The organism is Streptomyces sp. IBSBF 2435, assembly GCF_036815005.1.
Taxonomy (GTDB): Bacteria; Actinomycetota; Actinomycetes; order Streptomycetales; family Streptomycetaceae; genus Actinacidiphila.
The window spans coordinates 12,042-37,355 of record NZ_JAJSYW010000041.1; the positions used below are offsets into that span (position 1 = coordinate 12,042).

The window sequence follows — 25,314 nt, forward strand, 5'->3', positions numbered from 1 at the left end:
GGGCGATCGTAACCAGCAGGGCCGGGCGGAACCTAGGAAGGCGCGGTCCCGAAGCGCTCCGCCAGCGCGTCCCGCTGGGCCCGCAGGAAACGCGCGTCGACCACCGCCCCGTGCCCGGGCACGTAGCGGCCCGTCTCGCCGCCGAGGGCGAGCAGCGCGTCCAGCGTGCCGGGCCAGTGGGCCGGGTCCGCGTCGTCGCCCGCCTGCGGCTCGCCCGACTCCTCGACCAGGTCGCCGCAGAAGACCACCGTCGGGTCGCTCGGTCCGGCGCCCGGCACCACGACCACCAGGTCGTGCCCGGTGTGCCCGGTGCCGGCGTGCACCAGCCGCACCGGCCGCTCGCCCAGGTCGACCGCGGTCTCACCGGTCACCTGCCGGGTCGGGAGCACCAGCGCCCCGGCCGCCCGCTGGGCCTCGGCCGGGTCGGTGCCGAAACGTACCGCGTCCGCCAGCAGCGTCTCCCGCTCCCGGCGCAGATAACCGTCCAGCCCGCGCTCCCCGAAGATTTCGGCGCCCGGGAAGGCGGCCGTACCGAAGACATGGTCGAAGTGACCGTGCGTGAGGACGATGTGCGTGACCGTACGCCCGGTCAGCGCCTCGACCTGCCCGCGCAGCTCCTCGCCCTCCCGCAGAGTCGAGGCGGTGTCCACCAGCAGCACACCGTCGGAGCCGACCACCAGTCCGATCGTCACATCGAGATGGGGCATCCTGCGCCGTGCGACCCCGGGAGCCAGCTGCTCCCAGACAGAACCGCCCGAACCCGGACCCTCCGTGCTCTCCACTGATTCCACGGGGGCGACGCTATCGCCGCCGCGCCGCAGACCACCGCCACCTCCGCGTGCCCGGTGTGCCGCACCCTTGCCGAGCCCTTGCTGCCTCGCCGTACACTTGCTGCGGGAAAGCTGGCACTCGAAACGGCGGAGTGCCAGGCCACGAACGTCACGGCTGGAGGTGCGCGAATGCTGAGCGAACGCAGACTCGAAGTCCTGCGTGCCATCGTTCAGGACTACGTCGGCACCGAGGAGCCGGTCGGTTCCAAGGCGCTCACCGAACGTCACCGGCTCGGCGTGTCCCCCGCCACCGTGCGCAACGACATGGCGGTGCTGGAGGACGAGGGCTACATCGCCCAGCCGCACACCAGCGCGGGCCGTATCCCGACCGACAAGGGATACCGGCTGTTCGTGGACAAGATGGCCGGCGTCAAGCCGCTGTCGTCCGCCGAGCGCCGGGCGATCCAGAACTTCCTCGACGGCGCGGTCGACCTCGACGACGTCGTCGCCAGGACCGTACGGCTGCTCGCGCAGCTCACCCGGCAGGTCGCCGTCGTGCAGTATCCGTCGCTGACCCGGTCCTCGGTGCGCCACGTGGAACTGCTGGCGCTCGCGCCCGCCCGCATCATGCTGGTGCTCATCACCGACACCGGGCGGGTCGAGCAGCGGCTGATCGACTGCCAGGCGCCGGTCGGCGATACGGTGCTGGCCGATCTGCGCGCCCGGCTCAACAGCCGGGTCGTCGGCCGCCGGTTCGCCGATGTGCCGCCGCTGGTGCAGGATCTGCCGGAGAGTTTCGACCACGACGACCGCCCCGCGGTCGCCGGAGTGCTCGCCACCTTGCTGGAGACCCTGGTGGAGCAGACGGAAGAGCGCATCATGCTGGGCGGCGCGGCCAACCTGACCAGGTTCAACCACGACTTCCCGCTGACGATCAGGCCGGTACTCGAAGCACTGGAGGAACAGATGGTCCTCCTCAAACTGCTCGGCGAGGCCAAGGACTCCACCATGACCGTCCGAATCGGTCATGAGAATTTTCACGAGGGCCTCAACTCCACCTCGGTGGTGGCCGTCGGCTACGGTTCGGGCGACGAGGCAGTCGCCAAACTCGGCGTGGTCGGACCGACCCGCATGGACTACCCCGGAACGATGGGAGCGGTACGCGCAGTGGCACGTTACGTCGGACAGATCCTGGCGGAGTCGTAAGTGGCCACGGACTACTACGCCGTACTAGGCGTGCGCCGCGACGCAGGTCCGGACGAGATCAAGAAGGCATTCCGCCGTCTCGCCCGGGAACTGCACCCTGACGTCAATCCCGACCCCAAGACCCAGGAGCGGTTCAAGGAGATCAACGCCGCTTACGAGGTGCTCTCCGACCCGCAGAAGAAGCAGGTCTACGACCTCGGCGGCGATCCGCTGTCCGCCGCTGGCGGCGGCGCGGGAGCGGGGTTCGGGCAGGGCTTCGGGAACTTCAGCGACATCATGGACGCCTTCTTCGGGCAGTCGCAGCAGCGCGGACCGCGCTCGCGCACCCGGCGCGGGCAGGACGCCATGATCCGGCTGGAGATCGACCTCGAAGAGGCGGCCTTCGGCACGACCAAGGACATCCAGGTCGACACCGCGGTCACCTGCGGGACCTGCAACGGTGAAGGTGCCGCGCCCGGCACCGCAGCGCAGACCTGCGACATGTGCCGCGGTCGCGGCGAGGTGTCCCAGGTCACCCGCTCCTTCCTCGGCCAGGTCATGACGTCCAGGCCCTGCCCGCAGTGCCAGGGCTTCGGCACCGTCGTGCCCACGCCGTGCCCGGAGTGCGCCGGTGACGGGCGGGTCAGGTCCCGCCGTACGCTCACCGTCAAGATCCCCGCGGGCGTCGACAACGGCACCCGTATCCAGCTCGCGGGCGAGGGCGAGGTCGGCCCCGGCGGCGGCCCGGCAGGCGACCTCTACGTCGAGATCCGCGAAGTCCCGCATCTGGTCTTCCAGCGCCGCGGCGACGACCTGCACTGCACCGTCACCATCCCGATGACGGCGGCGGCGCTCGGCACGAAGTGCCCGCTGGAGACGCTCGACGGTCTGGAGGAGATCGACATCCGGCCGGGTACGCAGTCCGGCCAGTCGATCCCGCTGCACCAGCGCGGCATCACCCACCTGCGCGGCGGCGGTCGCGGCGACCTCGTCGTCCACGTCGAGGTCGTGACCCCGCACAAGCTCGACGCGGACCAGGAGGACCTGATGCGGCGCCTCGCCAAACTCCGCGGTGAGGAGCGCCCCACGGGCCAGTTCGCGCCGGGGCAGCAGGGCCTCTTCTCCCGCCTGAAGGACGCCTTCAACGGCCGTTGACGGTCCGCCGTTCCTGCGGTTCCCCCGCGTCGGTGAGTGCCACCTCGCTGGCGCGGGCCGAGGGCGCCTACTGCGTCGATGGGCGCCCTTCCGCTGCCGCGGGGTTCGGGCTTCGCTGCGTAAGGCGGTGCCCTACCAGGGGCGCGGGGAACTGCGCGGCCAGCCCCCACCGGGGCTGGCGGGTCGTCACCGGCCCGGAGGGGCTGTTCGGTCCGCTCCGGACCACCGGCCGGTGGTGGGTTGCGCGCGCCCCAGGGTGGGCACCCCTGCCGCTCAGAACCCCCGGCCCCGCGGCAGCTGAGGGGCGCCTCCGTGCCGGAGGGGAACCGCGGGACGTCCCCGGGCGAGGGAGGGGGACCCTTGCGGGCAGGGGCTCGCGGGGCCGCCGCGGCCGGGGGCGCTGTGAAGCCGCGCGGCAAGCGCATGGCAGGCTAGCCCCATGTCCGCGCCCAGCCTGACTTCGTTCTCGGCGTACCCGATCGTGCAGGCCCCGATGGCCGGCGGCGCAGCCAACCCCCGGCTGGCAACGGCGGTGGCGGCGGCCGGCGGCCTGGGCTTCCTCGCGGCCGGGTACAAGACGCCCGAGGCGATGTACGAGGAGATCCGGCAGCTCCGCGACCAGAGCACGCACCCTTTCGGGGTGAATCTGTTCATGCCGCAGCCCGGGGCCACCGACCCTTCCGCGGTCGCGGTCTACGCCGAGCAGCTCGCGGGCGAGGAATCCTGGTACGGCACCCCCCTCGGCGACCCGGACGCCGGCACGGACGACGCCTACGACGCCAAGGTCGCGGTCCTGCTGGAGAACCCCGTACCGATGGTGAGCTTCACCTTCGGCTGCCCGTCGCAGAAGGTGCTCGAATCCTTCCGCAAGGCCGGCACGTACACAGTGGTCACCGCCACCTCGGTCGCCGAGGCGCTGGCCGCGCAATGGGCGGGCGCCGACGCGGTGTGCGTCCAGGGCGTGGAGGCCGGCGGCCACCAGGGCACCCACCGGGACGATCCGCAGCTGCGCTGCGCCGGCACGGGCCTGCTCGCGCTGCTGACGCAGGTACGCGAGGCCGTGCAGCTGCCGCTGATCGCGGCGGGCGGCATGATGCGCGGCGGGCAGATCGCCGCGGTGCTCGCGGCCGGCGCGGATGCGGCGCAGCTCGGCACGGCGTTCCTGGTCTGCCCCGAGTCCGGCGCGCATCCGCTGCACAAGCGGGCGGTCACCGACCCGGTCTTCGCCCGTACCGAGCTGACCCGGGCGTTCACCGGACGCCCGGCCCGCGCGCTGGTCAACCGCTTCGTCCGCGAGCACGGCCCTTACGCGCCGCCCGGCTACCCCCAGATCCACCACCTGACCGCGCCCCTGCGCAAGGCCGCCGCCGCGGAGGGCGACCCGCAGGGCATGGCGCTGTGGGCCGGGCAGGGGCACCGGCTGGCCCGCGAGGCCTCCGCGGGGCACCTGATGGAACTGCTGATCGCGGAACTGCGCACCGCCCGGGAGGCCGGCGCATGACGGCACCGGTCTTCCTGGTCGAGCCGGCGGCGCTGGACGGCTCGCCGTCCCGGATCACCCTGGACGGCCCCGAGGGGCGCCACGCGGTGTCCGTACGGCGGCTGCAGCCCGGCGAGGAGGTCGTCCTGACCGACGGGGCCGGGCGGGGCGCGTACGGCGTCGTCGCGGCGGCCCGCGGCAAGGACGAACTCGACGTCGACGTCCACGGCGTCCGGGTGGAGGAGGAGCCCACGCCCCGGATCACCGTCGTCCAGGCGCTGCCCAAGGGCGACCGGGGCGAACTCGCCGTCGAGACGATGACGGAGGCCGGGGTCGACGCGGTGGTGCCGTGGGCGGCGGCCAGGTGCGTGACGCAGTGGCGGGGGGAGCGCGGCGCCAAATCGCTGGCGAAGTGGCGCGCCACGGCCAGGGAGGCGGCCAAGCAGGCGCGGCGCCTGCGTTTTCCCACGGTCGGGGAGCTGATGACGACGCGGCAGGTCGCCGCGATGCTCGCTTCCGCGGATTTCGCGGGGGTGCTGCACGAGGAGGGCGCCGCCGCGCTCGCGGTGGCGGAGCTGCCGCCCGCCGGGTCGCTCGTCCTCGTGGTCGGACCCGAGGGCGGGGTGTCGCCCGATGAGCTGGCGGCGTTCGCCGCGGCCGGGGCCGGGGCGTACCGGCTGGGGCCGACGGTTCTGCGTACTTCCACGGCCGGGGTCGCCGCGACCGCCCTCCTCCTCACCCGCACCCACCGCTGGTCCTGAACCCCGAGCCAGCACCTGGGCGCAGGGGGTGAGCGCATACCGCAAGCAGCATCCACCCAGGGGCGCGGGGAACTGCGCGACCAGCCACGACGGCGCGGCAGGCGACCGGCCGTGGCACCCGGTAGGGGCACGAGCCCACCCCGAGACCCGCCGGGCTCAGCGGGGGCGACAGCGCAGCCGGCCTGGCAGGGTTCAGGCCTCGCCCAGGAACCGGGCAAACGCAGCATTCACCTCATCCGCGTGCGTCCACGCAATATTGTGCGGCCCCCCGGCGATCTCCACGAAGCGGCAGTCCGCCACCAGCGCCGACAGCCGCCGCCCGGTCGCGGCGATCGGCAGGATCCGGTCCTCCGTCCCCTGCACCACCAAAGTCGGCACGTCATTGCGCGGAACATCGCGGCGGAAATCCGTCAGCCACGCGGACACGCAGGCCAGCGTCGCAAGGGGCGACGCGCCCGCCGCGACGTTCCACTGCGCCTGCCAGGCCTGCTGGCTGATCCGGGCGCCGCCCAGCTTGTCGACGTTGTTGAAGTCGTCGAGGAAGGCCTTCAGGAAGGCCGGCCGGTCGGCGACGATCGCGTCCTTGATGCCGTCGAAGACGGCCTGGTCGACGCCGTCGGGGTTGTCGTCGGTGCGCAGCAGGAACGGCGGGATCGGTCCGAAGAGCGCCGCTTTGGCGACCCGGTCGGAGCCGTGGCTGCCGAGGTAGCGGGTGACTTCGCCGGTGCCCATGGAGAAGCCGGCCAGGACCGCGTCGCGCAGGTCGAGCGTGTCCATCAGGACCTGGAGGTCGGCGGCGAAGGTGTCGTAGTCGTAGCCCGCCGAGGGCCGGCTCGACCTGCCGAAGCCGCGCCGGTCGTAGGTGATGACGCGGTGGCCCGCCTTGAGCAGGGCGGGGATCTGGCGTTCCCACGAGGCTCCGTCCAGGGGGAATCCGTGGATGAGGACGACCGGCTGCCCCTCGCCGTGGTCCTCGTAGTACAGCTCGACGGTGGTCGTGTTCTCGCTGCCGACCGTGATGCGGCCCATGAAAACCTCCGTACGGAATACGCGGCGCCGAAGTCCGCACGCGGTAGGCGAAGCGCGCCATGCGAACCGTGGGCGGACCCCTCCACCGCAGCGCGTAGCCGCGGTGATCGCATCTTGCGCGGCCCACTGGGTGAGACGCCGCCCGCGCAGTGAGACGCGCCCCCGGCGCCACGCGGCCGTAGCAAACACCGCCGGGGTTCCGTAAGGGTGCGATTCGGCCCTTTGGCGGATGGACCGGCGGGCGCGCGGGCAGGACCGTTGGGTGATGGGAAAGACCAGGAGGAACTGGGCGGTTGGGACACTGCTGGCAGCGTCGGCGGTGGCTCTCGCGGGGTGCGTCCCCGCGGACGGGCTCGCCGGCAGCGCGGTGTCGGTGACGACGGATCAGCTGGCCACGAACGCGCTGGAACAGGACGACGTCGAGGTGCAGTGGCTGTCGTGCAGCGCGTCGACGGGCCGGGCGCCGGCCTCGGTGGACTGCGTCGGGCGTACGGTCGGCCGGCGGAAGATCTCGGTGCGGGGCGAGGTGTCGCAGCAGCTGGACAACGCCTGCGTGCGCGGCCATCTGACCGCGACGGTCGGCACGCGCCGGATGTTCGACGTGCACGGGCTCGGGAACTGCGGAAAGCGGTCTCCGACGACGAGTTGATCGAAGTTAGGGTGGCCTGGTGACACACCCGACACCGAACCAGCCGAGCGCGAACCGCAAGGCGGCGCAGCCCTCGTACCTCAGGCACCCGCACCCGCACGGCGGGGTGATCGCCTTCACCGCGGAGGACGATGTTTGGGTCGCGCCGCTGGACGGCGGGCGGGCCTGGCGGGTGAGCGCGGACAACATGCCGGTCGGCCGGCCGAGAGTGGCGCCGGGCGGCGATGCCGTCGCCTGGACGTCGACCAGGGACGGCGCGCCCGAGGTGCATGTCGCACCGCTGGACGGCGGCCCGTCGCGCCGGCTGACGTACTGGGGCGACGCGCGCACCGCGGTCCGCGGCTGGACGCCGGACGGGGACCTCGTGGCGACCACCGCGCACGGCCAGGCGTCCTCGCGCCGCACCTGGGCGCGTACGGTCCCGCTGGACGGCGGCCCGGGCGTCACGCTGCCGTACGGACCGGCCGGCGACCTGGCGTACGGCCCCGGCGGCGCGGTGCTGCTGCTGTCGGTGCCGATGGGGCGCGAGGCGGCGCACTGGAAGCGCTACCGCGGCGGCACCGTGGGCAAGCTGTGGCTCGACCCGGACGGCAGCGGCGAATTCAGCCGGGTCCACGCCGGTCTCGACGGGAATGCCGAGTCCCCGATGTGGGTGGGCGACCGGATCGCCTTCCTGTCCGACCACGAGGGCGTCGGCGCGCTCTACTCCAGCCTCCCCGACGGTACGGACCTGCGCCGGCACAGCGCGCTGGACGGTTTCTACGCCCGGCAGGCAGGTACGGACGGCGTCCGGGTCGCCTGGACCGCCGGCGGGCAGCTGTATCTGCTGGACGACCTCGCGGACGCCGAGCCGCGCCCGCTGGAGATCGCGCTCGGCGGCCAGCGCACCGACCTCCAGCCGCACCCGGTGCGCGCCGCCCATTACGTCGGCGACGCCCGCCCCGACCACACAGGGCGCGGCAGCGCGGTCGAGATCCGCGGCACCACCCACTGGATCACCCACCGCGGCGGCCCGGCCCGTGCGCTGGCCGCGCAGCCCGGGGTGCGCACCCGGCACCCGCGGGTCTTCGCGCCCGGCGGCGCGGACGGCGAGCAGCACGTGGTGTGGGTGACCGACGCGGACGGCGGCGAGGACGCCCTCGAGGTGGCCCCGGCGGTGGGCGTGCCGGCCGGCACCGCTCCGCGGCGGCTGGCCGCGGGGCGGCTCGGCAGGGTGCTGGAGATCGAGGTGTCGCCCGACGGGCACCGCATCGCGGTCGCCTCGCACGACGGCAGGGTGCTGCTGGTGGAGACGCAGACCGGCGAGGTCCGCGAGGTCGCCGCCAGCGACGCGGGGGACGCCTCGGGGCTCGCCTTCTCGCCGGACTCCGCCTGGCTGGCCTGGTCGGCGCCCGGCCCCGGCGCGCTGCGGCAGCTGAAACTGGCCGCCACCGCCGACCTGGCGGTCATCGACGCGACCCCGCTGCGCTTCAACGACTACGCGCCCGCCTTCACCGCGGACGGCCGCCATCTGGCGTTCCTGTCCGAGCGGGCCTTCGACCCGGTCTACGACGCGCACGTCTTCGACCTGTCCTTCACCAACGCCTGCCGTCCGTACCTGATCACGCTGGCCGCGACCACCCCGTCGCCCTTCGGGCCGCAGCGGCACGGCAGGCCGTACGAGCCGGACGACGACGAGCCGGACAGCGGCGGCAAGGGCGAGGAGGACAAGAACCGCGACAAGGGCGACGCCGACACAAAGAGCGACGGCCCGCGCACTCCCGCCACCCGGGTGGACACCGAGGGCCTGGCCGACCGGATCGTGCCCTTCCCGGTCGAGGCGAGCCGTTACTCGGGGCTGCGCGCGGCCAAGGGCGGTGTGCTGTGGCTGCGCCACCCGCTGGTCGGCACCCTCGGCTCGGCCCTTGCCACGCCCGAGGCGCAGCCGCCCGGCACCCTGCTGGAGCGCTACGACCTGGCGCAGCTGCGGATGGAGGAGATCGCCGAGGACGCCGACGACTTCGCGGTCACCGGCGACGGCACGAAGGTGCTGATGAGCGGCGGCGGGCGGCTGCGGGTGGTGGCCGCGGACAGCAAGGCCGACCCGGACGACGAGTCGGGCGGCTCGGTCACCGTGGACCTGTCGCGGATCCGGCTGACCGTGCACCCGCAGGACGAGTGGCGGCAGATGTTCGCCGAGACCCACCGGCTGGCCAGGGACAATTTCTGGCGCCCCGACATGGGCGGCCTGGACTGGGACGGCGTCGCCGAGCGCTACCGCCCGCTGCTCGACCGGATCGCCACCCACGACGACCTGGTCGACCTGCTGTGGGAACTGCACGGCGAGCTGGGCACCTCCCACGCCTACGTCAGTCCGCCCGGCGGCTACCGCGACCCGCTGCACCGGCAGGGGCTGCTCGGCGCGGACATCTCCCGCGCCGACGACGGGCGCTGGCGGGTCGACCGGGTGGTGCCCGGCGAGTCCTCCGACCCGCAGGCCCGCTCGCCGCTGTCGGCGCCCGGCGTGGCCGTACGGGCGGGCGACGTGCTGCTCGCGGTCGACGGCCGCCCGGTGGACCCGGTGGCGGGTCCTGGGCCGCTGCTGGTCGGCACGGCGGGCAAGCCGGTCGAGCTGTCGGTGGCCGCGGAGTCGGGGGGTCCCGTCCGGCACGTGGTGGCGGTGCCGCTCGGCGACGAGGAGGCGCTGCGCTACCACGACTGGGTCGCAGACCGCAGGACCCATGTGCACCGGGTGTCGGGCGGCCGGGTCGGCTATCTCCACGTGCCCGACATGGTCGCCGCCGGGTGGGCGCAGCTGCACCGCGACCTCCGGGTCGAGGTGGCGCGGGAGGGCCTGGTGGTGGACCTGCGGGAGAATCGCGGCGGCCACACCTCGCAGCTGGTGATCGAGAAGCTGGCCCGCCGGATCGTCGGCTGGGACCTGCCGCGCGGCGGCCACCCGGTCAGCTATCCGCAGGACGCCCCGCGCGGCCCGGTCGTGGCGGTGGCCGACGAATTCTCCGGCTCCGACGGCGACGTGGTGAACGCGGCGATCCGCGCGCTGGGCATCGGCCCGGTCGTCGGCACCCGCACCTGGGGCGGCGTGATCGGCATCGACAGCCGCTACCAGCTGGTCGACGGCACCGGGGTCACCCAGCCCAAGTACGCCTTCTGGCTGGAGGGTTACGGCTGGGACGTGGAGAATCACGGCGTCGACCCGGACGTGGAGGTGGTCCGCGCCCCGCAGCACTGGGCCGCGGGCGAGGACCCTCAGCTGGACAGGGCGATCTCGCTGGCGCTGGCCACGCTGGAGACCTCCCCGGCCAAGGAGCCGCCGTCGCTGCCGCCCCTGCCGGCGTCCTGACGCGGCCGGTCAGGTCCCGGGCGATCCGGGCCTGACCAGGCCGGGTTCGGCCCCGGCCCGTCGTGATAGGCGCCGTCGGCGAACAGCAGGGCCGGTCCCGGGGCGCTGCCGTGGTCCGTCACGGCGCCGAGCAGCAGCAGGTGGTCGCCGGCGGACATGACCTCGGCGCGGCGGCAGAGCAGGACGGCGACCGCGCCGGGCAGCAGCGGCAGGCCGTGTGGTCCGGTGTGCAGCGGCAGGCCGCTGAAACGGTCGCCCGGGCGGGTGAAGCGGGCGGCCAGGTCGCGCTGCCCGGCCGCCAGGACGTTCACCGCGAAGTGCCCGGCGCCGGTGAAGGCGGCGCGGCTGGCGGAGGTCGAGTTCAGGCACCACAGGACCAGCGGCGGTTCCAGGGAGACCGAGGCGAAGGAGTTGACGGTCACCCCGGCCGGCCTGCCGCGGTGCCGCGTGGTGACGACCGCGACCCCGGTGGCGTAGCGGCCGAGGACGTCGCGCAGCCCCCGCTGCCCGACCGCGCCGGGCAGCGGGAAGTGTGCCGGGCCGGCCGCCCCGTGCACGGCCGGCTCGGCGGTGGTCACGCCACGCCCGTCTTCACGCGACAGGTCTTCAGCGCGGCGGCGACGTCCTCGTCCCCCGGGGCCAGGGCCGCGGCGAGCTCCAGGTCGGCGAGCGCGCTGTGCCACTCCTCGCGGGCCTGGTGCAGGAAGGCCCGGTTGTAGCGCAGGGCCGGGTCGTCGGGGGCCAGGTCCACGGCACGGGACAGGTCGTCCAGCGCGTCGTCCTGCCGGCCGCGCTCGTAGCGGACCGTGGCGCGCCCGGACAGCGCCGTCACCAGCGCCGGGTCGGCCGCCACCGCCCGGTCGTAGGCCTGCTCGGCCGCCGCGAGGTCCTCCTGCTCGGCGTGCACCTGGCCGAGGACGACGTGCAGGTAGGCGTTGCCGGGGTCGAGCAGCAGCCCGGTCTCCGCGTCGAGCCGGGCGGCGTCCAGGCGGCCCTCGTCCAGGTGCAGCCCCGCCCTGTTGACGTAGGCGTCCACGAAGTCCGGCTCCAGGTCGATGACATAGCCGAAGTCGGCCAGCGCGCCCGCCGTGTCGCCCTCGGACAGCCGCAGGTCGCCGCGGTTGTAGCAGATCTCGGGGAAGGGCGGGGACAGCCGCATCGCGCGCTCGTAGTCGGCCAGGGCGTCGTCGGTGCGGCCGAGGCGCCGCAGGATATTGCCGCGCTCCAGGTAGTGCTCGGCGTGGTTGGGGTCCTGGTCGATGACCACGGCGTAGTCGGCCAGCGCCTCGTCCAGGCGGCCCAGGCCCAGGTAGACCCGGGCCCGGTTGTTCTTGAGCACCGACCGGTGCAGCCGGTGCTCGTCGGGGTTCAGCTGCCGGTCGAGGTCGTCGACGCATTCGGTGACCAGCCGCAGCGCTTCCGCGGGGTCGCCGAGATTCACCTCGACCAGGGCGCGGCCGTTTTTGTAGAAAGCGCTCTGGAATGCGCGTTCGACCCGGTCGGGCAGGAGTGAGGCGGTGGCGACAGCGCCGTTCAGCAGCGCTTTCGCTTTTTTCTCGTCACGGTCGGCCGGGTCATTGTGGCGGGTGTAGAGCATTGCCGTGGAATAGGCGCACGCCATGTGTACGGCCGGGTCGGTGGACAGCAGCCTGGCCCGGTCGTAGATTTCCTCCGCCTCCCGGGTCCTGGACAATATGGAGAGGGCGAGTCCCTGCTTCACGGCGAACTTCCACCACAAGGTGTCGTCCTGGACGCCGTCGAGCATGGCGAAAGCCCGGCTGCCGTATTCGACGACCGCGTCGTAGTAGCCGTTCACCAGGCAGTGGTCTGCGGCGGCCAGCAGCACGGGAAGGGCGGCGCCGGCGGGGTCCGTGCCGCGCTCCAGGTGGTAGGGGATCGCGCCGAGGCCGTGCGAGAAGTCGCCGCCCTGCCGGAGCTCGGCGGCCCGCCGGTCGTGCAGCGCGGCCCTTTCCGCGGGTTCCAGCGCGTCGTAGGCGGCCCGCGCGGCCGGCCCCTCGGCCAGGCACTCGCCGCTGACGTACGACCAGGCGTCCTCGGCCCCTTCCGCTGACGCCCCGGCGGCCCCGGCGGCCGTCACCAGGGCGCGGGCGTCGAGCACCGACCGCAGCCGCTCGTCCAGCGCGCCGTCGCCGCCGCCGGAGCAGATCACGACGGTGAGGCGGGCCGGGTCCACCCGCCGCACCAGGGCGGCGAGGAACTCGACGTCCGTGGCCTCGGCGTGCTCGGCGCTCTCCACCACCAGGGTGCGCGGCCCGTCCGCGGGAAGGGTGTCGCGGACCAGTTCGGCCAGCCCGTTGGCGATCCGCTTGGTCCGCAGCCGGGCGTAGTAGCGGGTGCGCTCGGCGGGCAGCGCCATCGAGGTCAGCGTCTCCCGCGAGTTGGGCACCTGGTCGCTCAGCTCGGGCGCCACGGACAGCACTTCGATGTCGTAGCGGGCCACGGGGGCCGGGTCGCGCCGCAGCACCTCCGGCACCAGGGCGCGGACCACCGCGTTGGCCGCGGTGTACGGGCCGCGCAGCCGGCGGTGCGCGTCGACGGGCGGCAGCAGCCCGGACGGCAGGAGCGCGGGCGGCAGCGCGAGCGAGCGTACGGCGGCGGCCCTGCTCTGCCGTGTGCCTCCGTGCACCCAGTGGTGGCGGGGTTCTGCCTGGTCCATGGGGTGGTCTCCTTCCGCGGCCCGGGTCGCGAGCCTGCGGCCGGTGCCGTCGATCGTGGGGTTGCGCGGTGCGGGGGCACGCGAGGGCGTGGCAAGGCGACGGGCGGGACCGTCGGGCGGGCGGGCCGGCCAGGTCGGCGGCACGGTGCGGCGGCCCCGGAAGGGTCAGGCGGTCTGCGCGGGCGACGCCGCGGGCGCGGCGGCGGTCCTGGTCCTGCGCCGCCAACTGCGGGCGGCCAGAAAACCGGCCAGGAACAGCTCGCCGAAATTGAGGATCAGGAAGACGACCACATCGGTGACGTTGGCCGGCGACAGGTTCGCGTGGAGTTTGTGCACCGCCATTCGCGTCACCTTTATGCCGGTCGGAATGACGGCGGTCAGCAGCGTGGTGGTCAAAAAGGCGTAGCCGGCGACCATCAGCCAGGAATACCAGCGGGCCACCTCGCGGTCGCGGTCGGTCCAGCCGGACTCCTCGACCGCCCGCTCGGGCCGCCGGATCAGCCGGACGAAGCGGTTGCGGAGCTGCTGGCGGGCCACGGTCTGGAGGTCGTTGCAGCCCAGTACGGTGATCGCCAGGTAGTACAGGTCGGTGCGCAGGAAGAAGTAGAACTGCCAGGCCAGCCGCAGCACCACGGCGAAGGCCATGGACAGCAGCAGCCGGTAGACCACTCCCGCGGCCCCGGTGGAGCCGTGCAGTCCCGCCGCCCCGAGGGTCAGGCCGCAGATCACCAGGACGTCCAGCAGCATGCCGGCCAGCATCGGCAGGTAGCGCTTGCGGCGGGGCACCGCCACCAGGCCGTCCAGCGCGGTCACGAAGACGACGTAATAGAAGCGGCGGCCGATCGACAGGGTGGAGTGCAGGCCGAGCCGGCGGCCCGCGAGGGCGTGGAAGGCCTCGTGCGCGAGGATCCACGGCACCTGGCCCAGCACGATGCCGAGGGTGAGCACCACCAGCGAGGAGTGGGTGAAGAACAGGTGCTGATAGCGCGGCACAAGGGCGGGGGTGCGGATCGCGGCGGCCACCGCGGCGGCCGCCAGCAGGCCGTAGGCGACCCAGGCGGCGGGTGAGAAGACCGCGCGCCCCAGGCGCTGCCAGCGCACCGGGCCGGCCGCCTCTGCCGCCTCCTCGCCGTCCTTGACCAGCAGCTCCAGCTCCTCCAGGACTTCCAGGAATTCCGAGACGTCCACCTGCTCGCCGTACGTCTCGGTGTACCAGCGGGCGGCGGTGTTGGGGGAGTCGCCGGCCTCCAGCCTCCGCAGCAGGGCGGCGCCGTCGACCGGGAAGAGCCCGTAGGAGTCGATGTCGGCGCGGCCGACGGTGACTTCGTCGCCCTCCTCCAGATAGGTCAGCGGGTGCAGCCGCACCGGCCGGTCGAGATCCGGGGAAACCGTTGCCATATCTGCCTCACTGGTACGGGTCGCGGGCTGCTGCGGGGGGCGTGCGGTCGCGCTGTACGGACGTGGGACGTGGGATGTGGGGCTGTACGGGGACGCGGGGCCGTGCGGGCCGGGCCGTACGGGCTCGGCCCGGGCCGTCCCCTGTGCGGGGCGGCCCGGGCCGGTGACTCAGCTGGCGCCGCAGCAATAGGCCGAGGCGGCGGCCGAGGTCAGACGGACGGTGCCGGCCTTGCGAACGGTGATCTTCTTCATGGCGAACTCCTTCTCTCAGGGCGGTGCACTTCGCCGTCCGACAATTCGGCGGCGGCCCGGGATTACCCGGGAGTCTGGGAAAGAAAAGGGAATGTGCTGGCCATTGGATGATGGTGCGCTCACCGGTCCCTTTCGGAAACGGCATCCTTCGCTCCGTCTCCGGCCCCGACAGATTTGCATGGAACACGGAAGCGTGTCAACGGGTCGACGGAACGTACACGGACCTCATCGGCTCAAGATCAATACGCATTGGGGAAAGCCGCTTAATGCGTTCCGTGATGATCCGGGATCCGTGGACGGAAGGCCGGAGCCGGTGTCATAGTCGGCGCACAGTCCCGGAATGCGGGGGAGTCGTACACGGGGAAGGTGTCTCACGTGGTTGTGTTTAGTGGGAACAATGTTTTAGCGGTGTCGCATGGGGTTTGATCTCGCTCAGCGATTGGTGACCGACGAATTGTGGGAGCTGGTCGAGTCGCTGCTTCCGGTCTTCAGCTGTCGCCGCCAGGGCGGCGGCACGGCGCCGCTGGATGAGCGCAAGGTCTTCACCGCGGTCGTCTACGTGCTGATGGCCGAGTGTCCATGGCGGCAGCTGCCGCCCCCCTTCGATGTCTCACCCGCCACCGCCCACCGCCGTTTCGCCGCCTGGACCAGGGCGGATCTGTGGCGGCTGCTCCAGGACAGAGCCGAGGACCCGCGCTCGTCCTTCCGCGAGGAGCGCTGGGTCGCGGCAATTGTGGCGGCGGCGCACAAACGGTGCATGTCCCAGGTCGCCACATGAGACGCCCTGGTATGAACATATATGTCCGGTACGCCGTCGGGCCGCCCGCGGGCCGCCGCGGCTCATCCGGCCGTCCGGCACCCGGGCTCACCGCCGCCCCGGCGGTCACCTTCCGTCACTGCCTCGGCACGTCGGGCCGCGGATCTTCCGCCCGGCGCGGGCCGGTACGATGCGAAGCCCCGTACGCCCCCGAGAAGGGAGCCCCGCCATGGCGGGAGAGCCCCAGGCCGACTGCCTGTTCTGCAAGATCGTCGCGGGCGAGATCCCCGCGACCGTCGTCCGCGAGACCGCGACCACGCTGGCCTTCCGCGACATCAACCCGCAGGCGCCGACCCACGTCCTGGTCATTCCCCGGGTGCACTACCCGGACGCCGCCGCGCTGGCGGCCGGCGACCCCGGCGCGACCGCGGACGTGCTGAGGGAGGCCGGCGAGGTGGCGGCCCAGGAGAAGGTCGACGGCACCGGCTACCGGATCGTCTTCAACACCGGCCCCGGCGCCGGCCAGACCGTCTTCCACGCCCACGCCCATGTGCTGGGCGGCCGCGACCTCCAGCGGCTGGTCTGAGGCGGCCCCGCCGCCGCCCACCGATGTCCGCACGCGAACTCGTCGTCCTCGGCACCGCGAGCCAGGTGCCGACCCGGCAGCGCAACCACAACGGCTATGTACTGCGCTGGGACGCCGAGGGCATCCTCTTCGACCCCGGCGAGGGCAGCCAGCGCCAGATGGTGCACGCCGGGGTCGCCGCGCACGACCTCACCAGGATCTGCGTCACACATTTCCACGGCGACCATTCCCTCGGCCTTGCCGGGGTGATCCAGCGGATCAACCTCGACCGGGTGCCGCACCCGGTCACCGCCCACTACCCGGCGAGCGGGCAGCGCTACTTCGACCGGCTCCGTCACGCCACCGCCTACCGCGAGACCGTCTCCCTGCGCGAGCAGCCGGTCACCGGCGACGGGGTGCTGGCCGTGACGGAGGACTTCACCCTGGAGGCGCGCCGGCTGTCGCACCCGGTCGAGTCGTACGGCTACCGGCTCACCGAACCCGACCGGCGCCGGATGCTGCCCGCCCTGCTGGCCGAGCACGGCATCGCGGGACCCGATGTCGGCCGCCTCCAGCGCGAGGGCGTACTGAACGGCGTCACCCTTGCCGAGGTGAGCGAGCCGCGCCGGGGCCAGCGCTTCGCCTTCGTCATGGACACCCGGCTCTGCGACGCGGTGCCGGAACTGGCCGACGGCTGCGACCTGCTGGTGATCGAGTCGACCTTCCAGGACCAGGACGCGGCACTTGCCGAGGAGTACGGCCATCTGACCGCGGGCCAGGCCGCGGCGGCGGCCCGCGACGCGGGCGTACGCCACCTGGTGCTGACGCACTTCTCGCAGCGCTACCAGGACCCCGCGGGCTTCGCGGAGCAGGCCAGGGCCGCGGGCTTCACCGGCGGCCTGACCATTGCCGCGGATCTGACGCGGGTCCCGGTGCCCGGCCGCCGCTGAGCCCGGGACCCCGACGGGTGCCGCCCTGCGGTTACGGCAGGAAGTACATCGGGTTCGGCAGCTTGAAGGACTTGTCCGCGTAACCGCCGGACAGGTCGCTGTACTGGTCGCCGAAGTTGCCGATGATGTCGTAGCCCAGCGACTCGATGTGCGCCCGGGTGCCGGACTTGTACTCGATGGTCGTACAGGTCGAGCCGCAGCTCAGGTACGCCGGCGGGTTCGCGCTGTTCTTCAGGTAGAGGTGCGAGGTGTCGGGCGCGGCCTTGTAGCCGACCGCGTTCAGGTTGCGTACGGTGTCGGCGCGCTGGGCCTCCGGGCGGCCGGTGATCCAGAAGACCGTGACGCCCTGGTCCGCCGCCCAGTTGGCGAGGCCGTCCATGCCGAAGACGGCCGGCATGTTCTTGGTGTCCAGGTAGGCCTGGTTGCTGGCCGGGGTGTAGTTGAAGCCCACCTCGAGTTCGTAGTTGTACGTCAGCACGCTGGTGTCGTCGACGTCCAGCACGATCGCGGGCTTCTTGCCGTGGCCGTCGTGCTTGCCGTGGCCGTGCTGGAGCGCGTGCGCCAGGTCGGACTTGGCCTTGGCCTCGATGCCGGCCAGCTGGTGGGCGTAGCTGCTGTCCGCCGACGCGAAGTGCTCGCCCGACGCGTCGACGGTGTCGCCGTAGTAGGCCTTGATGTCGTTGACCACGTTGGTGAGGTTGGGGATCTGCTTGTCGCTGCGCGGCACCGAGTTGTCCGCGGTGGCGGCGCCGACGCCGTAGAAGGTGGCGCCCAGGGTGGCCGCGGCGGCGGCCAGTGCCAGCGAGCGGCGGGACAGACGGGCACGGGACATGACGGTGCTCCTTCAACGCTGGTTGGTGCGGCGAAAGTTAGACCCCCCGATCCGGGCAGGTCAAGCAAGGTCTACGCGCGTATCGTCACATCGCAGGTCAGAAGGTGTTTCCCTGGTGTTTCGCGAGAGTTCGCCGAAACGTCACCCGATGGACGGATGGTACGCGACGGACAGGTGGGGCCAACGCGGCTACCAGCCGGCCGCGTCGAGGATTCTGGAGGCCGCCGCGGGCGAATCCACCAGCGGATGCAGCGCCAGAGCCCGCAGCGCGGCCCGCCGCGAGCCGGTCGCCGCCGCCTCGATCGCCGCCCGCTCCACCGCCTTGACGCCCAGCATCAGCCCCGCCTGGTGCTCGTCCGGCGCCGCCCCCGGCACCGGACGCGCCCCGAACGCCCCCACCTCGCACGGCACTTCCACCACCGCGTCGGCGTCGAGGAACGGCAGCGCCCCGCCGGAGGGCACATTGAGGATCAGTACGGTCCGCTCGTCCCGCGCGATCGCCCGCATCAGCGCGAGCGCCACCCGGTCGTAGCCGCCGCCGTCCAGGTCGTGCGGGTCGCGCTGCCAACCGCCGCTCGCCGCACGGCTGTCGGCGCCGTACGTCTCCTCGCGCTCGCGCCTGGCGCCCTCCCACAGCTCGTACGCCCGGGACGGCTCCTGGTCCGCCGCCGCGAAGAACGCGCCCTGCTGCCCGTCGAGGTACTCCCCCCGGGTGCTGTCCGCGGCCCTGACCGCGGCCAGCGTCTCGCGGCGGAAGTAGTAGTAGTGCAGATACTCGTTCGGCAGCGAGCCGAGCGCCGCCAGCCACTCCGCGCCGAACAGCCGCCCCTCCTCGAAGGTGCCCAGCGCCGCCGGGTCCGCCAGCAGGCCCGGCAGCAGGTCGCGCCCAGCCACGGTCAGCCGGCGCAGCCAGCCGAGGTGGTTCAGGCCCACGTAGTCGTAGCCGAAGTCCGGCGCGTCCGGGTCGGCGCCCGCCGCCCGCGCCGCCCGCCGCACCAGGCCCACCGGCGAGTCGCAGATGCCGATCACCCGCGGCCCCAGCACCCGCGACATCGCCTCGGTCACCATGCCCGCCGGATTGGTGAAGTTGATCACCCAGGCGGACGGCGCCAGCGCCCGTACCCGCTCGGCGATCTCCACCGCGACCGGCAGCGTCCGCAGCCCGTAGAGGACCCCGCCCGCGCCCACCGTCTCCTGCCCGAGCACCCCCTCGGCCAGCGGCAGCCGCTCGTCGCGCACCCGGCCCGCAGTACCGCCGACCCGGATCGCCGAGAACACGAAGTCCGCGCCCCGCACCGCGTCGTCCAGGCCGTCCGCGAGCCGCACCGCGGGGCCGCTCGCGCCCGACTGCGCCAGCACCGCCGCCATCACCCGCAGCCGCCGCGGGTCCCTGTCGTGCAGCACCACCTCGGTGATCGCGGGGTCGCCGGCCAGCGCCCGGTGCACCAGCGGCACCCGGAAGCCGCCGCCACCGAGAATCGTGAGCTTCACCCGTACTCCGTCCCGAGATTCCTCGTCACTGTCAGTGCCGTCGTGCACAGTGTGTTCCATGGACGACCAGCCCGTTCTCGACCCGCTCGGCGCGGTGCGCGCCCCGGGGGACCCGGCGACCGATGTCTATCTCACCGGCACCGTGTTCCTCGACATCATCTTCACCGGTCTCGACAGCGCGCCCGTGCGCGGCACCGAGTCCTGGGCCCGCGGCATGGGCTCGAGCCCCGGCGGGGTGGCGAACATGGCGACGGCGCTCGCCCGGCTCGGCCTGCACACCACCTTGGCGGCGGCCTTCGGCGACGACATGTACGGCGACTACTGCTGGGAGAGCCTCGCGGCCGGCGAGGGCATCGACCTCGGCCCCTCCCGCCGCATCCCCGGCTGGCACTCCCCGGTCACCGTGTCGATGGCCTACGACGAGGAGCGCACCATGGTCAGCCACGGCCACCGGGCGCCGCCGCCCGAGGAGGCCGTGCACGCCTGCCCGCCGCCCGCCCGGGCCGCCGTCGCCTCGCTCGGCCAGCGCGACCGGGCCTCCGACGAGGAGCCCGCGCCCGACCCCGACCGCGAGTGGATCGCCCAGGCCGCGGCGAACGGCACGCAGGTCTTCGCCGACGTCGGCTGGGACGACACCGGCCGCTGGGACCCGGCCGACCTCGACGGGCTCCGGCACTGCGCTGCCTTCCTGCCCAATGCGGAGGAGGCCATGCGGTACACCCGCACCGCCACCCCGGCCGCCGCCGCCCGCAGGCTCGCCGAGCTGGTCCCGCTGGCCGTGGTCACCCTCGGCGCGGAGGGCGCGGTCGCCGTGGACTCCGGCAGCGGTGAGACCGCCGAGGTGCCCGCCCTGATCGTAGACGCCCTGGACCCGACGGGGGCCGGGGACGTCTTCGTGGCCGGCTTCGTCACCGGCACCCTGGCCGGCTGGCGGCTCACCGACCGGCTCGCGTTCGGCTCGCTGTGCGCGGCGCTGTCCGTCCAGGAATTCGGCGGCTCGCTGTCCGCGCCCGGCTGGACCGAGGTCGCCGCGTGGTGGACGCGGGCCAAGGCCGAGCCGGGCACCCCGGCGGAGGCGCTGCGCCGGTACGCCTTCCTGGACGCGCTGATCCCGCCGGCCCCCCGCCGCTGGCCGCTGCCCCGGGCGGTGCCCACGATCGGCTTCCGCCGGGCGTGACGGGCGCGGCTACGGCTGGCACCGGTGCCGTCGACAACCGCAAATCCCCTCGGCGGCCGACGGCCCACGTCGTAGGCTTGGTAGCCCAGAACCCGATCGGGGTCCTCGATCAGCAGAAAGCGGGATGAGCAGGCCCTAGCGCCGGCCCATGACTCAGACACCGACAAAGCAGCAGCCGCAGCCGCCGCAGGCACGCGCCCACTTCGTCGTACCGGCCAAGCACCCCATGGTGACCGTCCTGGGCTCAGGCGACGCTCTGCTCCGCGTGATCGAGCAGGCGTTCCCGGCCGTCGACATCCATGTACGGGGCAATGAGATCAGCGCGGTCGGCGACGCCGACGAGGTCGCGCTGGTCCAGCGGCTCTTCGACGAGATGATGCTGGTGCTGCGCACCGGCCAGCCCATGACCGAGGACGCCGTCGAGCGCTCCATCGCCATGCTGCGGGCCAACGGCAGCGCCGCCGACCAGGACGCCGAGACACCTGCCCAGGTGCTCACGCAGAACATCCTGTCCAGCCGCGGCCGCACGATCCGCCCCAAGACGCTCAACCAGAAGCGCTACGTGGACGCGATCGACCGCCACACCATCGTCTTCGGCATCGGCCCGGCCGGTACGGGCAAGACCTACCTGGCGATGGCCAAGGCCGTGCAGGCCCTGCAGTCCAAGCAGGTCAACCGCATCATCCTGACCCGCCCCGCGGTCGAGGCCGGCGAACGCCTCGGCTTCCTGCCCGGCACCCTGTACGAGAAGATCGACCCGTATCTGCGCCCGCTCTACGACGCCCTGCACGACATGCTCGACCCGGACTCGATCCCCCGCCTGATGGCGGCCGGCACCATCGAGGTAGCACCCCTCGCATATATGCGTGGCCGCACGCTTAACGACGCCTTCATCATCCTGGACGAGGCGCAGAACACCAGCGCCGAGCAGATGAAGATGTTCCTGACCAGGCTCGGGTTCGACTCCAAGATCGTCATCACCGGTGACGTCACCCAGGTGGACCTGCCCCGCGGCACCAAGAGCGGACTGCGGCAGGTGCAGGACATCCTCGCCGATGTCGAGGACGTCCACTTCTCCCGGCTCACCAGCACCGACGTGGTGCGCCATAAGCTGGTCGGACGCATCGTGGACGCCTACGAGCGGTACGACAGCGCGGTCGCCGAAGAAGAAGCCGGCGGCAGCGGCGGCAATGGCGGCAGCGGTGCACCCAACGGCACCGGCGCCGCCAGAGCCGCCGGCGTCCATCGCGGCAGCAGCGCCAACAGCGCACGGACCAAGAGAAAGTAACCGACCACATCATCATGGCGATCGACGTCAACAACGAGTCCGGCTGGGAGATCGACGAGCAGGCGGTCCTCGACGCCGCCCGCTACGCGCTCCAGCGCATGCGCATCCATCCGCTGTCCGAGCTGTCGGTGATCGTCGTGGACGCCGACGCCATGGAGCAGCTGCACGTGCAGTGGATGGACCTGCCGGGCCCCACCGATGTCATGTCCTTCCCGATGGACGAGCTGCGTCCCGGCAAGGAGGACGAGGAGCCCGCGCAGGGCCTGCTCGGTGACATCGTGCTGTGCCCCGAGGTCGCCAAGCGGCAGGGGGAGGAGGCGCCGACCGGCCACTCCATGGACGAGGAGCTGCAACTGCTCACCGTGCACGGCGTCCTCCACCTGCTCGGGTACGACCACGAGGAGGCGGACGAGAAGGCCGAGATGTTCGGCCTCCAGAAGGCCATCCTGGACGGATGGCGGGCCGACCGCGGCATCGAGGGGCCCTCGCCCGCGCCCACCACCCACTGACGGCGGCGCGCACCGCATGATCGTCTCCGCAGTCCTGCTTGTCATCGTGGCCTGGCTGGCCGCGTGCGCCGAGGCCGGCATCGCCAGGACCTCCCGCTTCCGTGCCGAGGACGCGCTGCGCTCGGGGCGCAAGGGCGCCGCGAACCTGCTGGCGGTCGCGTCCGACCCGACCCGCTACCTCAATGTCGCCCTGCTGGTCAGGGTCGCCTGCGAGACCTCGGCCGCCGTGCTGATCACCGTGGTCTGCACCCGGAATTTCGACCGTACGTGGCAGGTGCTGCTCGTCGCGATCGGCGTGATGGTCCTGGTGTCGTACGTCGCCGTGGGCGTCTCGCCGCGCACCATCGGCCGCCAGCACCCGATGAACACGGCGACGGCCGCCTCGTACGTCCTGCTGCCGCTGGCCCGGGTGATGGGTCCGGTCCCCGGACTGCTGATCCTGCTCGGCAACGCGCTGACGCCGGGGAAGGGCTTCAAGCGCGGCCCGTTCGCGAGCGAGGCGGAGCTGCGGGCGATGGTGGACCTCGCCGAGTCCGAGTCGCTGATCGAGGACGACGAGCGCCGGATGGTGCACTCGGTCTTCGAGCTGGGCGACACCATCGTCCGCGAGGTGATGGTGCCGCGGCCCGAGCTGGTGATGATCGAGCGCTTCAAGACGATCCGCCAGGCCACCACGCTGGCGCTGCGCAGCGGCTTCTCGCGCATCCCGGTGACGGGCGAGGGCGAGGACGACGTCGTCGGCTTCGTCTACCTCAAGGACCTGGCCCGCCGCACCCACATCAACCGGGAGGCGGAGAGCGACCTGGTCTCCACGCTGATCCGGCCCGCCGCCTTCGTGCCCGACACCAAGAACGCCGGGGACCTGCTGCGGGAGATGCAGCGCGACCGCAACCATGTCGCGGTCGTGGTCGACGAATACGGCGGCACCGCCGGCATCGTCACCATCGAGGACATCCTGGAGGAGATCGTCGGCGAGATCACCGACGAGTACGACCGGGAGACCCCGCCGGTGGAGGAGCTGGGCGACGACCGCTACCGGGTCACCGCCCGCCTCGACATCGGCGACCTCGGCGAGCTGTACGGGGTGCTGCTGGACGACGACGACGTCGAGACGGTCGGCGGCCTGCTGGCCAAGTCGCTCGGCCGGGTGCCGATCCCGGGCGCGACGGCCGTGGTGCCGCTGCCCGAGGACGGTTCGGGCGAACGCCCCACGGTGGCGCTGCGGTTGACCGCGGAGACGCAGGCGGGCCGCCGCAACCGGATCGGCACGGTGCTGGTCGAGCCGCTGGACGCGGCGGAGGCGGCGCCGCAGGAGGGGTCCTCCTCGGCGGAAGACGAGGTATGAGCGGGGCTTCTGGTTCGCAGTAGAAGCAGTCCTTGGACTTCTGATCGCGTCGGCGCCAGGCTGGAAGGCGTAAGACCCGAAGCGGAACCGAGGGAGCCCGACCATGACCGACACCCGTGAGCGCGCCCGGCACCCCGAGGACATCGCCCGCCTGCTGGTCGCCCGCGTCAATGCCCGCGACCTCGACGGCATCCTCGAACTCTTCGAACCCGACGCCGTCGTCGCCTACCCCGCCGACCGCCCCGCGCAGGGCGCCGCCGCCCTGCGCGAGCTGTACGCAGGGCTGCTCGCCGCCAAGCCGGTCTTCGAGGTCGAGGACCCGCTGCCGACCCTGATCAGCGGCGACCTGGCCCTCACCTCGACCGCCCCGAAGGACGGCACCGGCGGCCGCGTCCAGGTCGCCCGCCGCCAGCCGGACGGTACGTGGCTGCGCGTGATCGACCGCCCGGAGTCGTGACGCGGGCCGCCCCGGAGCCCCTTGAACACCCCGCTACTACGTACGCTGCGTCAGCGTACGTACGCGAAGTGTGGACGGTACTGACGATCTGCTGTGACGCTGGTCTCACGTGAATGAGGCACGATCCGTGCCCCGTGAGAGAGGTGGCCGGGATGGTCGATGGGACGAACGGTACGGGGGGTACGGGCGGCGAGCCCGAAACCTCCGACAGTCTGCGGACGTTCGGCGCGGTGGTGCACGCGCTGCGCGAGCACAAGGGGATCAGCCGGGAGGAGTTCGGCGCGCTGGTGCGCTTCTCCAAACACACGGTGGCCTCTATCGAGTTGGGCCGCCGAATGCCCGACGAGGACTTCGTCGAGCGGGCCGAGCCGGTGCTCGGCAACACCGGGGCGCTGCGCCGGGCGATCAAACAGGTCGCCCGACAGCCGGGACTGGCCGTCTGGTTCCGCCAGTGGGCCCGGCACGAGGCGATGGCGATCAGCCTGTGCACGTACGAATGCCGGGTGGTGCCGGGCCTGTTGCAGACGGAGACCTACGCACGGGCGGTGTCCATGAGCGTCCCGCCGCTCGCGCGCGAGGCGGACGTGGACGCGCGGATCAAAGCCCGCCTGGAACGCCAGGAGTTGCTGTCCACGCTGCGCGAACCGCCGTGCGCGTTCAGCTTCATCATCGAGCAGTCGGTGCTCGAACGGCACACGGGCGGCGAGGAGGTCACCCGGGAACTGCTGGATCACCTGCTGGAGTTGGTCGGCCGGCAGTGGAACGTCGAGATCCAGATCATGCCGCTGCGGCAGCCCGTGCACGCCGGACTCGACGGCCCACTGCAACTGCTGGAGACCCCGGACAACCACTGGTTCGGCTACTCGGAGGGGCAGGAGAACGGCCGTCTCATCTCTGACCCGAAATCGATCAGCGTCCTCCAGCAGCGGTATGCGAAACTGCGCTCGCAGGCTCTCACCCCCGAGGATTCCACGAGTCTGCTGGAGCGAATGCGAGGAGCGCTATGAGCACGTCCGACCTGGTCTGGTTCAAGAGCAGCTACAGCAGCGGCAGTCAAGGCGACTGCGTCGAAGTCGCCGTCTCCTGGCAGAAGTCCAGCTACAGCGGCTCCCAGAGCGACGACTGCGTCGAGGTCGCCGCCTGCCCGGGCACGATCCACGTCCGCGACTCCAAGGACCCCCACGGCCCCCACCTCGCCTTCACCCCGACCGAGTGGTCGTCCTTCCTCGACTACGCCGCCACCC

General features: G+C 72.5%; 23 protein-coding genes. 16 read left to right on the forward strand and 7 right to left on the reverse strand.

Features of this window, described 5'->3' with window-relative positions:
* Nucleotides 1–32 precede the first annotated feature (32 nt).
* The gene (locus V7E46_RS11115; protein ID WP_333768283.1) at nt 33–707 is read right to left on the reverse strand and encodes an MBL fold metallo-hydrolase; all 675 of its coding nucleotides are present in this window, start codon (nt 705–707) and stop codon (nt 33–35) included.
* 252 nt (nt 708–959) lie between these two features.
* Between V7E46_RS11115 and hrcA the strand changes: the two genes are divergently transcribed.
* The 4 genes from hrcA (at nt 960) to V7E46_RS11135 (ending at nt 5,351) form a co-directional block, all read left to right on the forward strand.
* Nucleotides 960–1,976, forward strand: a complete 1,017-nt coding sequence (gene hrcA, locus V7E46_RS11120; protein ID WP_329179041.1) for a heat-inducible transcriptional repressor HrcA — start codon at nt 960–962, stop codon at nt 1,974–1,976.
* Nucleotides 1,977–3,110 (forward strand): molecular chaperone DnaJ, encoded by a 1,134-nt coding sequence (dnaJ, locus tag V7E46_RS11125; RefSeq protein WP_329179044.1) that lies wholly within the window; start codon nt 1,977–1,979, stop codon nt 3,108–3,110.
* 439 nt (nt 3,111–3,549) lie between these two features.
* A complete protein-coding gene (locus V7E46_RS11130; protein ID WP_333768265.1) occupies nt 3,550–4,611 on the forward strand; it encodes a nitronate monooxygenase in 1,062 nt (353 codons plus the stop codon).
* Complete coding sequence (locus V7E46_RS11135; RefSeq protein WP_333768266.1) at nt 4,608–5,351, forward strand: 16S rRNA (uracil(1498)-N(3))-methyltransferase; 744 nt, start codon at nt 4,608–4,610, stop codon at nt 5,349–5,351. Before V7E46_RS11130 ends, V7E46_RS11135 begins: the two co-directional genes overlap by 4 nt.
* A 192-nt stretch (nt 5,352–5,543) precedes the next feature.
* On the opposite strand, the gene V7E46_RS11140 is transcribed toward V7E46_RS11135, so the two are convergent.
* On the reverse strand, nt 5,544–6,380 hold the full coding sequence (locus V7E46_RS11140) for an alpha/beta fold hydrolase (RefSeq protein ID WP_333768267.1): 837 nt from the start codon (nt 6,378–6,380) through the stop codon (nt 5,544–5,546).
* A gap of 265 nt (nt 6,381–6,645) precedes the next feature.
* Here V7E46_RS11140 and V7E46_RS11145 point away from each other — a divergent pair, with 265 nt between their 5' ends.
* Both V7E46_RS11145 and V7E46_RS11150 read left to right on the forward strand, forming a co-directional pair.
* The gene (locus V7E46_RS11145; protein ID WP_333768268.1) at nt 6,646–7,029 is read left to right on the forward strand and encodes a hypothetical protein; all 384 of its coding nucleotides are present in this window, start codon (nt 6,646–6,648) and stop codon (nt 7,027–7,029) included.
* A 19-nt stretch (nt 7,030–7,048) separates the two neighbouring features.
* A complete protein-coding gene (locus tag V7E46_RS11150) occupies nt 7,049–10,372 on the forward strand; it encodes a S41 family peptidase (RefSeq protein ID WP_333768269.1) in 3,324 nt (1,107 codons plus the stop codon).
* Here V7E46_RS11150 and V7E46_RS11155 read toward each other — a convergent pair.
* The 3 genes from V7E46_RS11155 to V7E46_RS11165 all read right to left on the reverse strand — a co-directional run bounded on the left by V7E46_RS11155 (nt 10,279) and on the right by V7E46_RS11165 (nt 14,447).
* Nucleotides 10,279–10,950, reverse strand: a complete 672-nt coding sequence (locus tag V7E46_RS11155) for a flavin reductase family protein (protein WP_333768270.1) — start codon at nt 10,948–10,950, stop codon at nt 10,279–10,281. The two genes, V7E46_RS11150 and V7E46_RS11155, sit on opposite strands and share 94 nt — an antisense overlap.
* Nucleotides 10,947–13,049 carry a tetratricopeptide repeat protein gene (locus V7E46_RS11160; RefSeq protein WP_333768271.1) on the reverse strand — a complete coding sequence of 701 codons (2,103 nt, stop codon included), beginning with the start codon at nt 13,047–13,049 and terminating at the stop codon, nt 10,947–10,949. Before V7E46_RS11160 ends, V7E46_RS11155 begins: the two co-directional genes overlap by 4 nt.
* 165 nt (nt 13,050–13,214) lie before the next feature.
* Complete coding sequence (locus V7E46_RS11165; RefSeq protein WP_333768272.1) at nt 13,215–14,447, reverse strand: hypothetical protein; 1,233 nt, start codon at nt 14,445–14,447, stop codon at nt 13,215–13,217.
* A gap of 694 nt (nt 14,448–15,141) precedes the next feature.
* On the opposite strand from V7E46_RS11165, the gene V7E46_RS11170 reads away from it, so the two are divergent.
* The 3 genes from V7E46_RS11170 (at nt 15,142) to V7E46_RS11180 (ending at nt 16,971) form a co-directional block, all read left to right on the forward strand.
* The gene (locus V7E46_RS11170) at nt 15,142–15,477 is read left to right on the forward strand and encodes a transposase (protein WP_329179059.1); all 336 of its coding nucleotides are present in this window, start codon (nt 15,142–15,144) and stop codon (nt 15,475–15,477) included.
* Between the two features lie 208 nt (nt 15,478–15,685).
* Nucleotides 15,686–16,042 carry a histidine triad nucleotide-binding protein gene (locus tag V7E46_RS11175; protein WP_329179061.1) on the forward strand — a complete coding sequence of 119 codons (357 nt, stop codon included), beginning with the start codon at nt 15,686–15,688 and terminating at the stop codon, nt 16,040–16,042.
* Between the two features lie 23 nt (nt 16,043–16,065).
* Nucleotides 16,066–16,971: a ribonuclease Z gene (locus V7E46_RS11180; RefSeq protein WP_333768273.1), complete on the forward strand. Its 906-nt coding sequence runs from the start codon at nt 16,066–16,068 to the stop codon at nt 16,969–16,971.
* A 31-nt stretch (nt 16,972–17,002) separates the two neighbouring features.
* On the opposite strand, the gene V7E46_RS11185 is transcribed toward V7E46_RS11180, so the two are convergent.
* Nucleotides 17,003–17,803, reverse strand: a complete 801-nt coding sequence (locus tag V7E46_RS11185) for an HAD family acid phosphatase (RefSeq protein WP_333768274.1) — start codon at nt 17,801–17,803, stop codon at nt 17,003–17,005.
* Nucleotides 17,804–17,992: 189 nt separating this feature from the next.
* Entirely contained in the window at nt 17,993–19,294 is a 1,302-nt protein-coding gene (locus V7E46_RS11190; RefSeq protein ID WP_443054117.1) for a family 4 glycosyl hydrolase, read from the reverse strand.
* 58 nt (nt 19,295–19,352) lie between these two features.
* On the opposite strand from V7E46_RS11190, the gene V7E46_RS11195 reads away from it, so the two are divergent.
* From V7E46_RS11195 to V7E46_RS11225, 7 genes are all read left to right on the forward strand, one after another.
* On the forward strand, nt 19,353–20,471 hold the full coding sequence (locus tag V7E46_RS11195) for a PfkB family carbohydrate kinase (protein ID WP_333768276.1): 1,119 nt from the start codon (nt 19,353–19,355) through the stop codon (nt 20,469–20,471).
* Between the two features lie 148 nt (nt 20,472–20,619).
* Nucleotides 20,620–21,759: a PhoH family protein gene (locus tag V7E46_RS11200; RefSeq protein ID WP_333768277.1), complete on the forward strand. Its 1,140-nt coding sequence runs from the start codon at nt 20,620–20,622 to the stop codon at nt 21,757–21,759.
* 14 nt (nt 21,760–21,773) lie between these two features.
* Nucleotides 21,774–22,268 carry an rRNA maturation RNase YbeY gene (ybeY, locus tag V7E46_RS11205; protein WP_333768278.1) on the forward strand — a complete coding sequence of 165 codons (495 nt, stop codon included), beginning with the start codon at nt 21,774–21,776 and terminating at the stop codon, nt 22,266–22,268.
* 16 nt (nt 22,269–22,284) lie between these two features.
* On the forward strand, nt 22,285–23,613 hold the full coding sequence (locus tag V7E46_RS11210) for a hemolysin family protein (RefSeq protein WP_333768279.1): 1,329 nt from the start codon (nt 22,285–22,287) through the stop codon (nt 23,611–23,613).
* A 103-nt stretch (nt 23,614–23,716) separates the two neighbouring features.
* Nucleotides 23,717–24,070, forward strand: a complete 354-nt coding sequence (locus V7E46_RS11215) for a YybH family protein (protein WP_333768280.1) — start codon at nt 23,717–23,719, stop codon at nt 24,068–24,070.
* A gap of 152 nt (nt 24,071–24,222) precedes the next feature.
* Entirely contained in the window at nt 24,223–25,077 is an 855-nt protein-coding gene (locus tag V7E46_RS11220) for a helix-turn-helix domain-containing protein (protein ID WP_333768281.1), read from the forward strand.
* The coding region (locus V7E46_RS11225; RefSeq protein ID WP_333768282.1) for a DUF397 domain-containing protein at nt 25,074–25,314 on the forward strand (241 nt) is incomplete at its 3' end. The genes V7E46_RS11220 and V7E46_RS11225, both read left to right, overlap by 4 nt.

Coding starts and splice junctions, on each gene's coding strand:
- V7E46_RS11115 (WP_333768283.1), bottom strand. CDS start 707: ATGCCCCATCTCGATGTGACGATCGGACTGGTGGTCGGCTCCGACGGT.
- hrcA (WP_329179041.1), top strand. CDS start 960: ATGCTGAGCGAACGCAGACTCGAAGTCCTGCGTGCCATCGTTCAGGAC.
- V7E46_RS11130 (WP_333768265.1), top strand. CDS start 3,550: ATGTCCGCGCCCAGCCTGACTTCGTTCTCGGCGTACCCGATCGTGCAG.
- V7E46_RS11135 (WP_333768266.1), top strand. CDS start 4,608: ATGACGGCACCGGTCTTCCTGGTCGAGCCGGCGGCGCTGGACGGCTCG.
- V7E46_RS11140 (WP_333768267.1), bottom strand. CDS start 6,380: ATGGGCCGCATCACGGTCGGCAGCGAGAACACGACCACCGTCGAGCTG.
- V7E46_RS11145 (WP_333768268.1), top strand. CDS start 6,646: ATGGGAAAGACCAGGAGGAACTGGGCGGTTGGGACACTGCTGGCAGCG.
- V7E46_RS11160 (WP_333768271.1), bottom strand. CDS start 13,049: ATGGACCAGGCAGAACCCCGCCACCACTGGGTGCACGGAGGCACACGG.
- V7E46_RS11165 (WP_333768272.1), bottom strand. CDS start 14,447: ATGGCAACGGTTTCCCCGGATCTCGACCGGCCGGTGCGGCTGCACCCG.
- V7E46_RS11175 (WP_329179061.1), top strand. CDS start 15,686: ATGGCGGGAGAGCCCCAGGCCGACTGCCTGTTCTGCAAGATCGTCGCG.
- V7E46_RS11180 (WP_333768273.1), top strand. CDS start 16,066: ATGTCCGCACGCGAACTCGTCGTCCTCGGCACCGCGAGCCAGGTGCCG.
- V7E46_RS11185 (WP_333768274.1), bottom strand. CDS start 17,803: ATGTCCCGTGCCCGTCTGTCCCGCCGCTCGCTGGCACTGGCCGCCGCC.
- V7E46_RS11195 (WP_333768276.1), top strand. CDS start 19,353: ATGGACGACCAGCCCGTTCTCGACCCGCTCGGCGCGGTGCGCGCCCCG.
- V7E46_RS11200 (WP_333768277.1), top strand. CDS start 20,620: ATGACTCAGACACCGACAAAGCAGCAGCCGCAGCCGCCGCAGGCACGC.
- ybeY (WP_333768278.1), top strand. CDS start 21,774: ATGGCGATCGACGTCAACAACGAGTCCGGCTGGGAGATCGACGAGCAG.
- V7E46_RS11210 (WP_333768279.1), top strand. CDS start 22,285: ATGATCGTCTCCGCAGTCCTGCTTGTCATCGTGGCCTGGCTGGCCGCG.
- V7E46_RS11215 (WP_333768280.1), top strand. CDS start 23,717: ATGACCGACACCCGTGAGCGCGCCCGGCACCCCGAGGACATCGCCCGC.
- V7E46_RS11220 (WP_333768281.1), top strand. CDS start 24,223: ATGGTCGATGGGACGAACGGTACGGGGGGTACGGGCGGCGAGCCCGAA.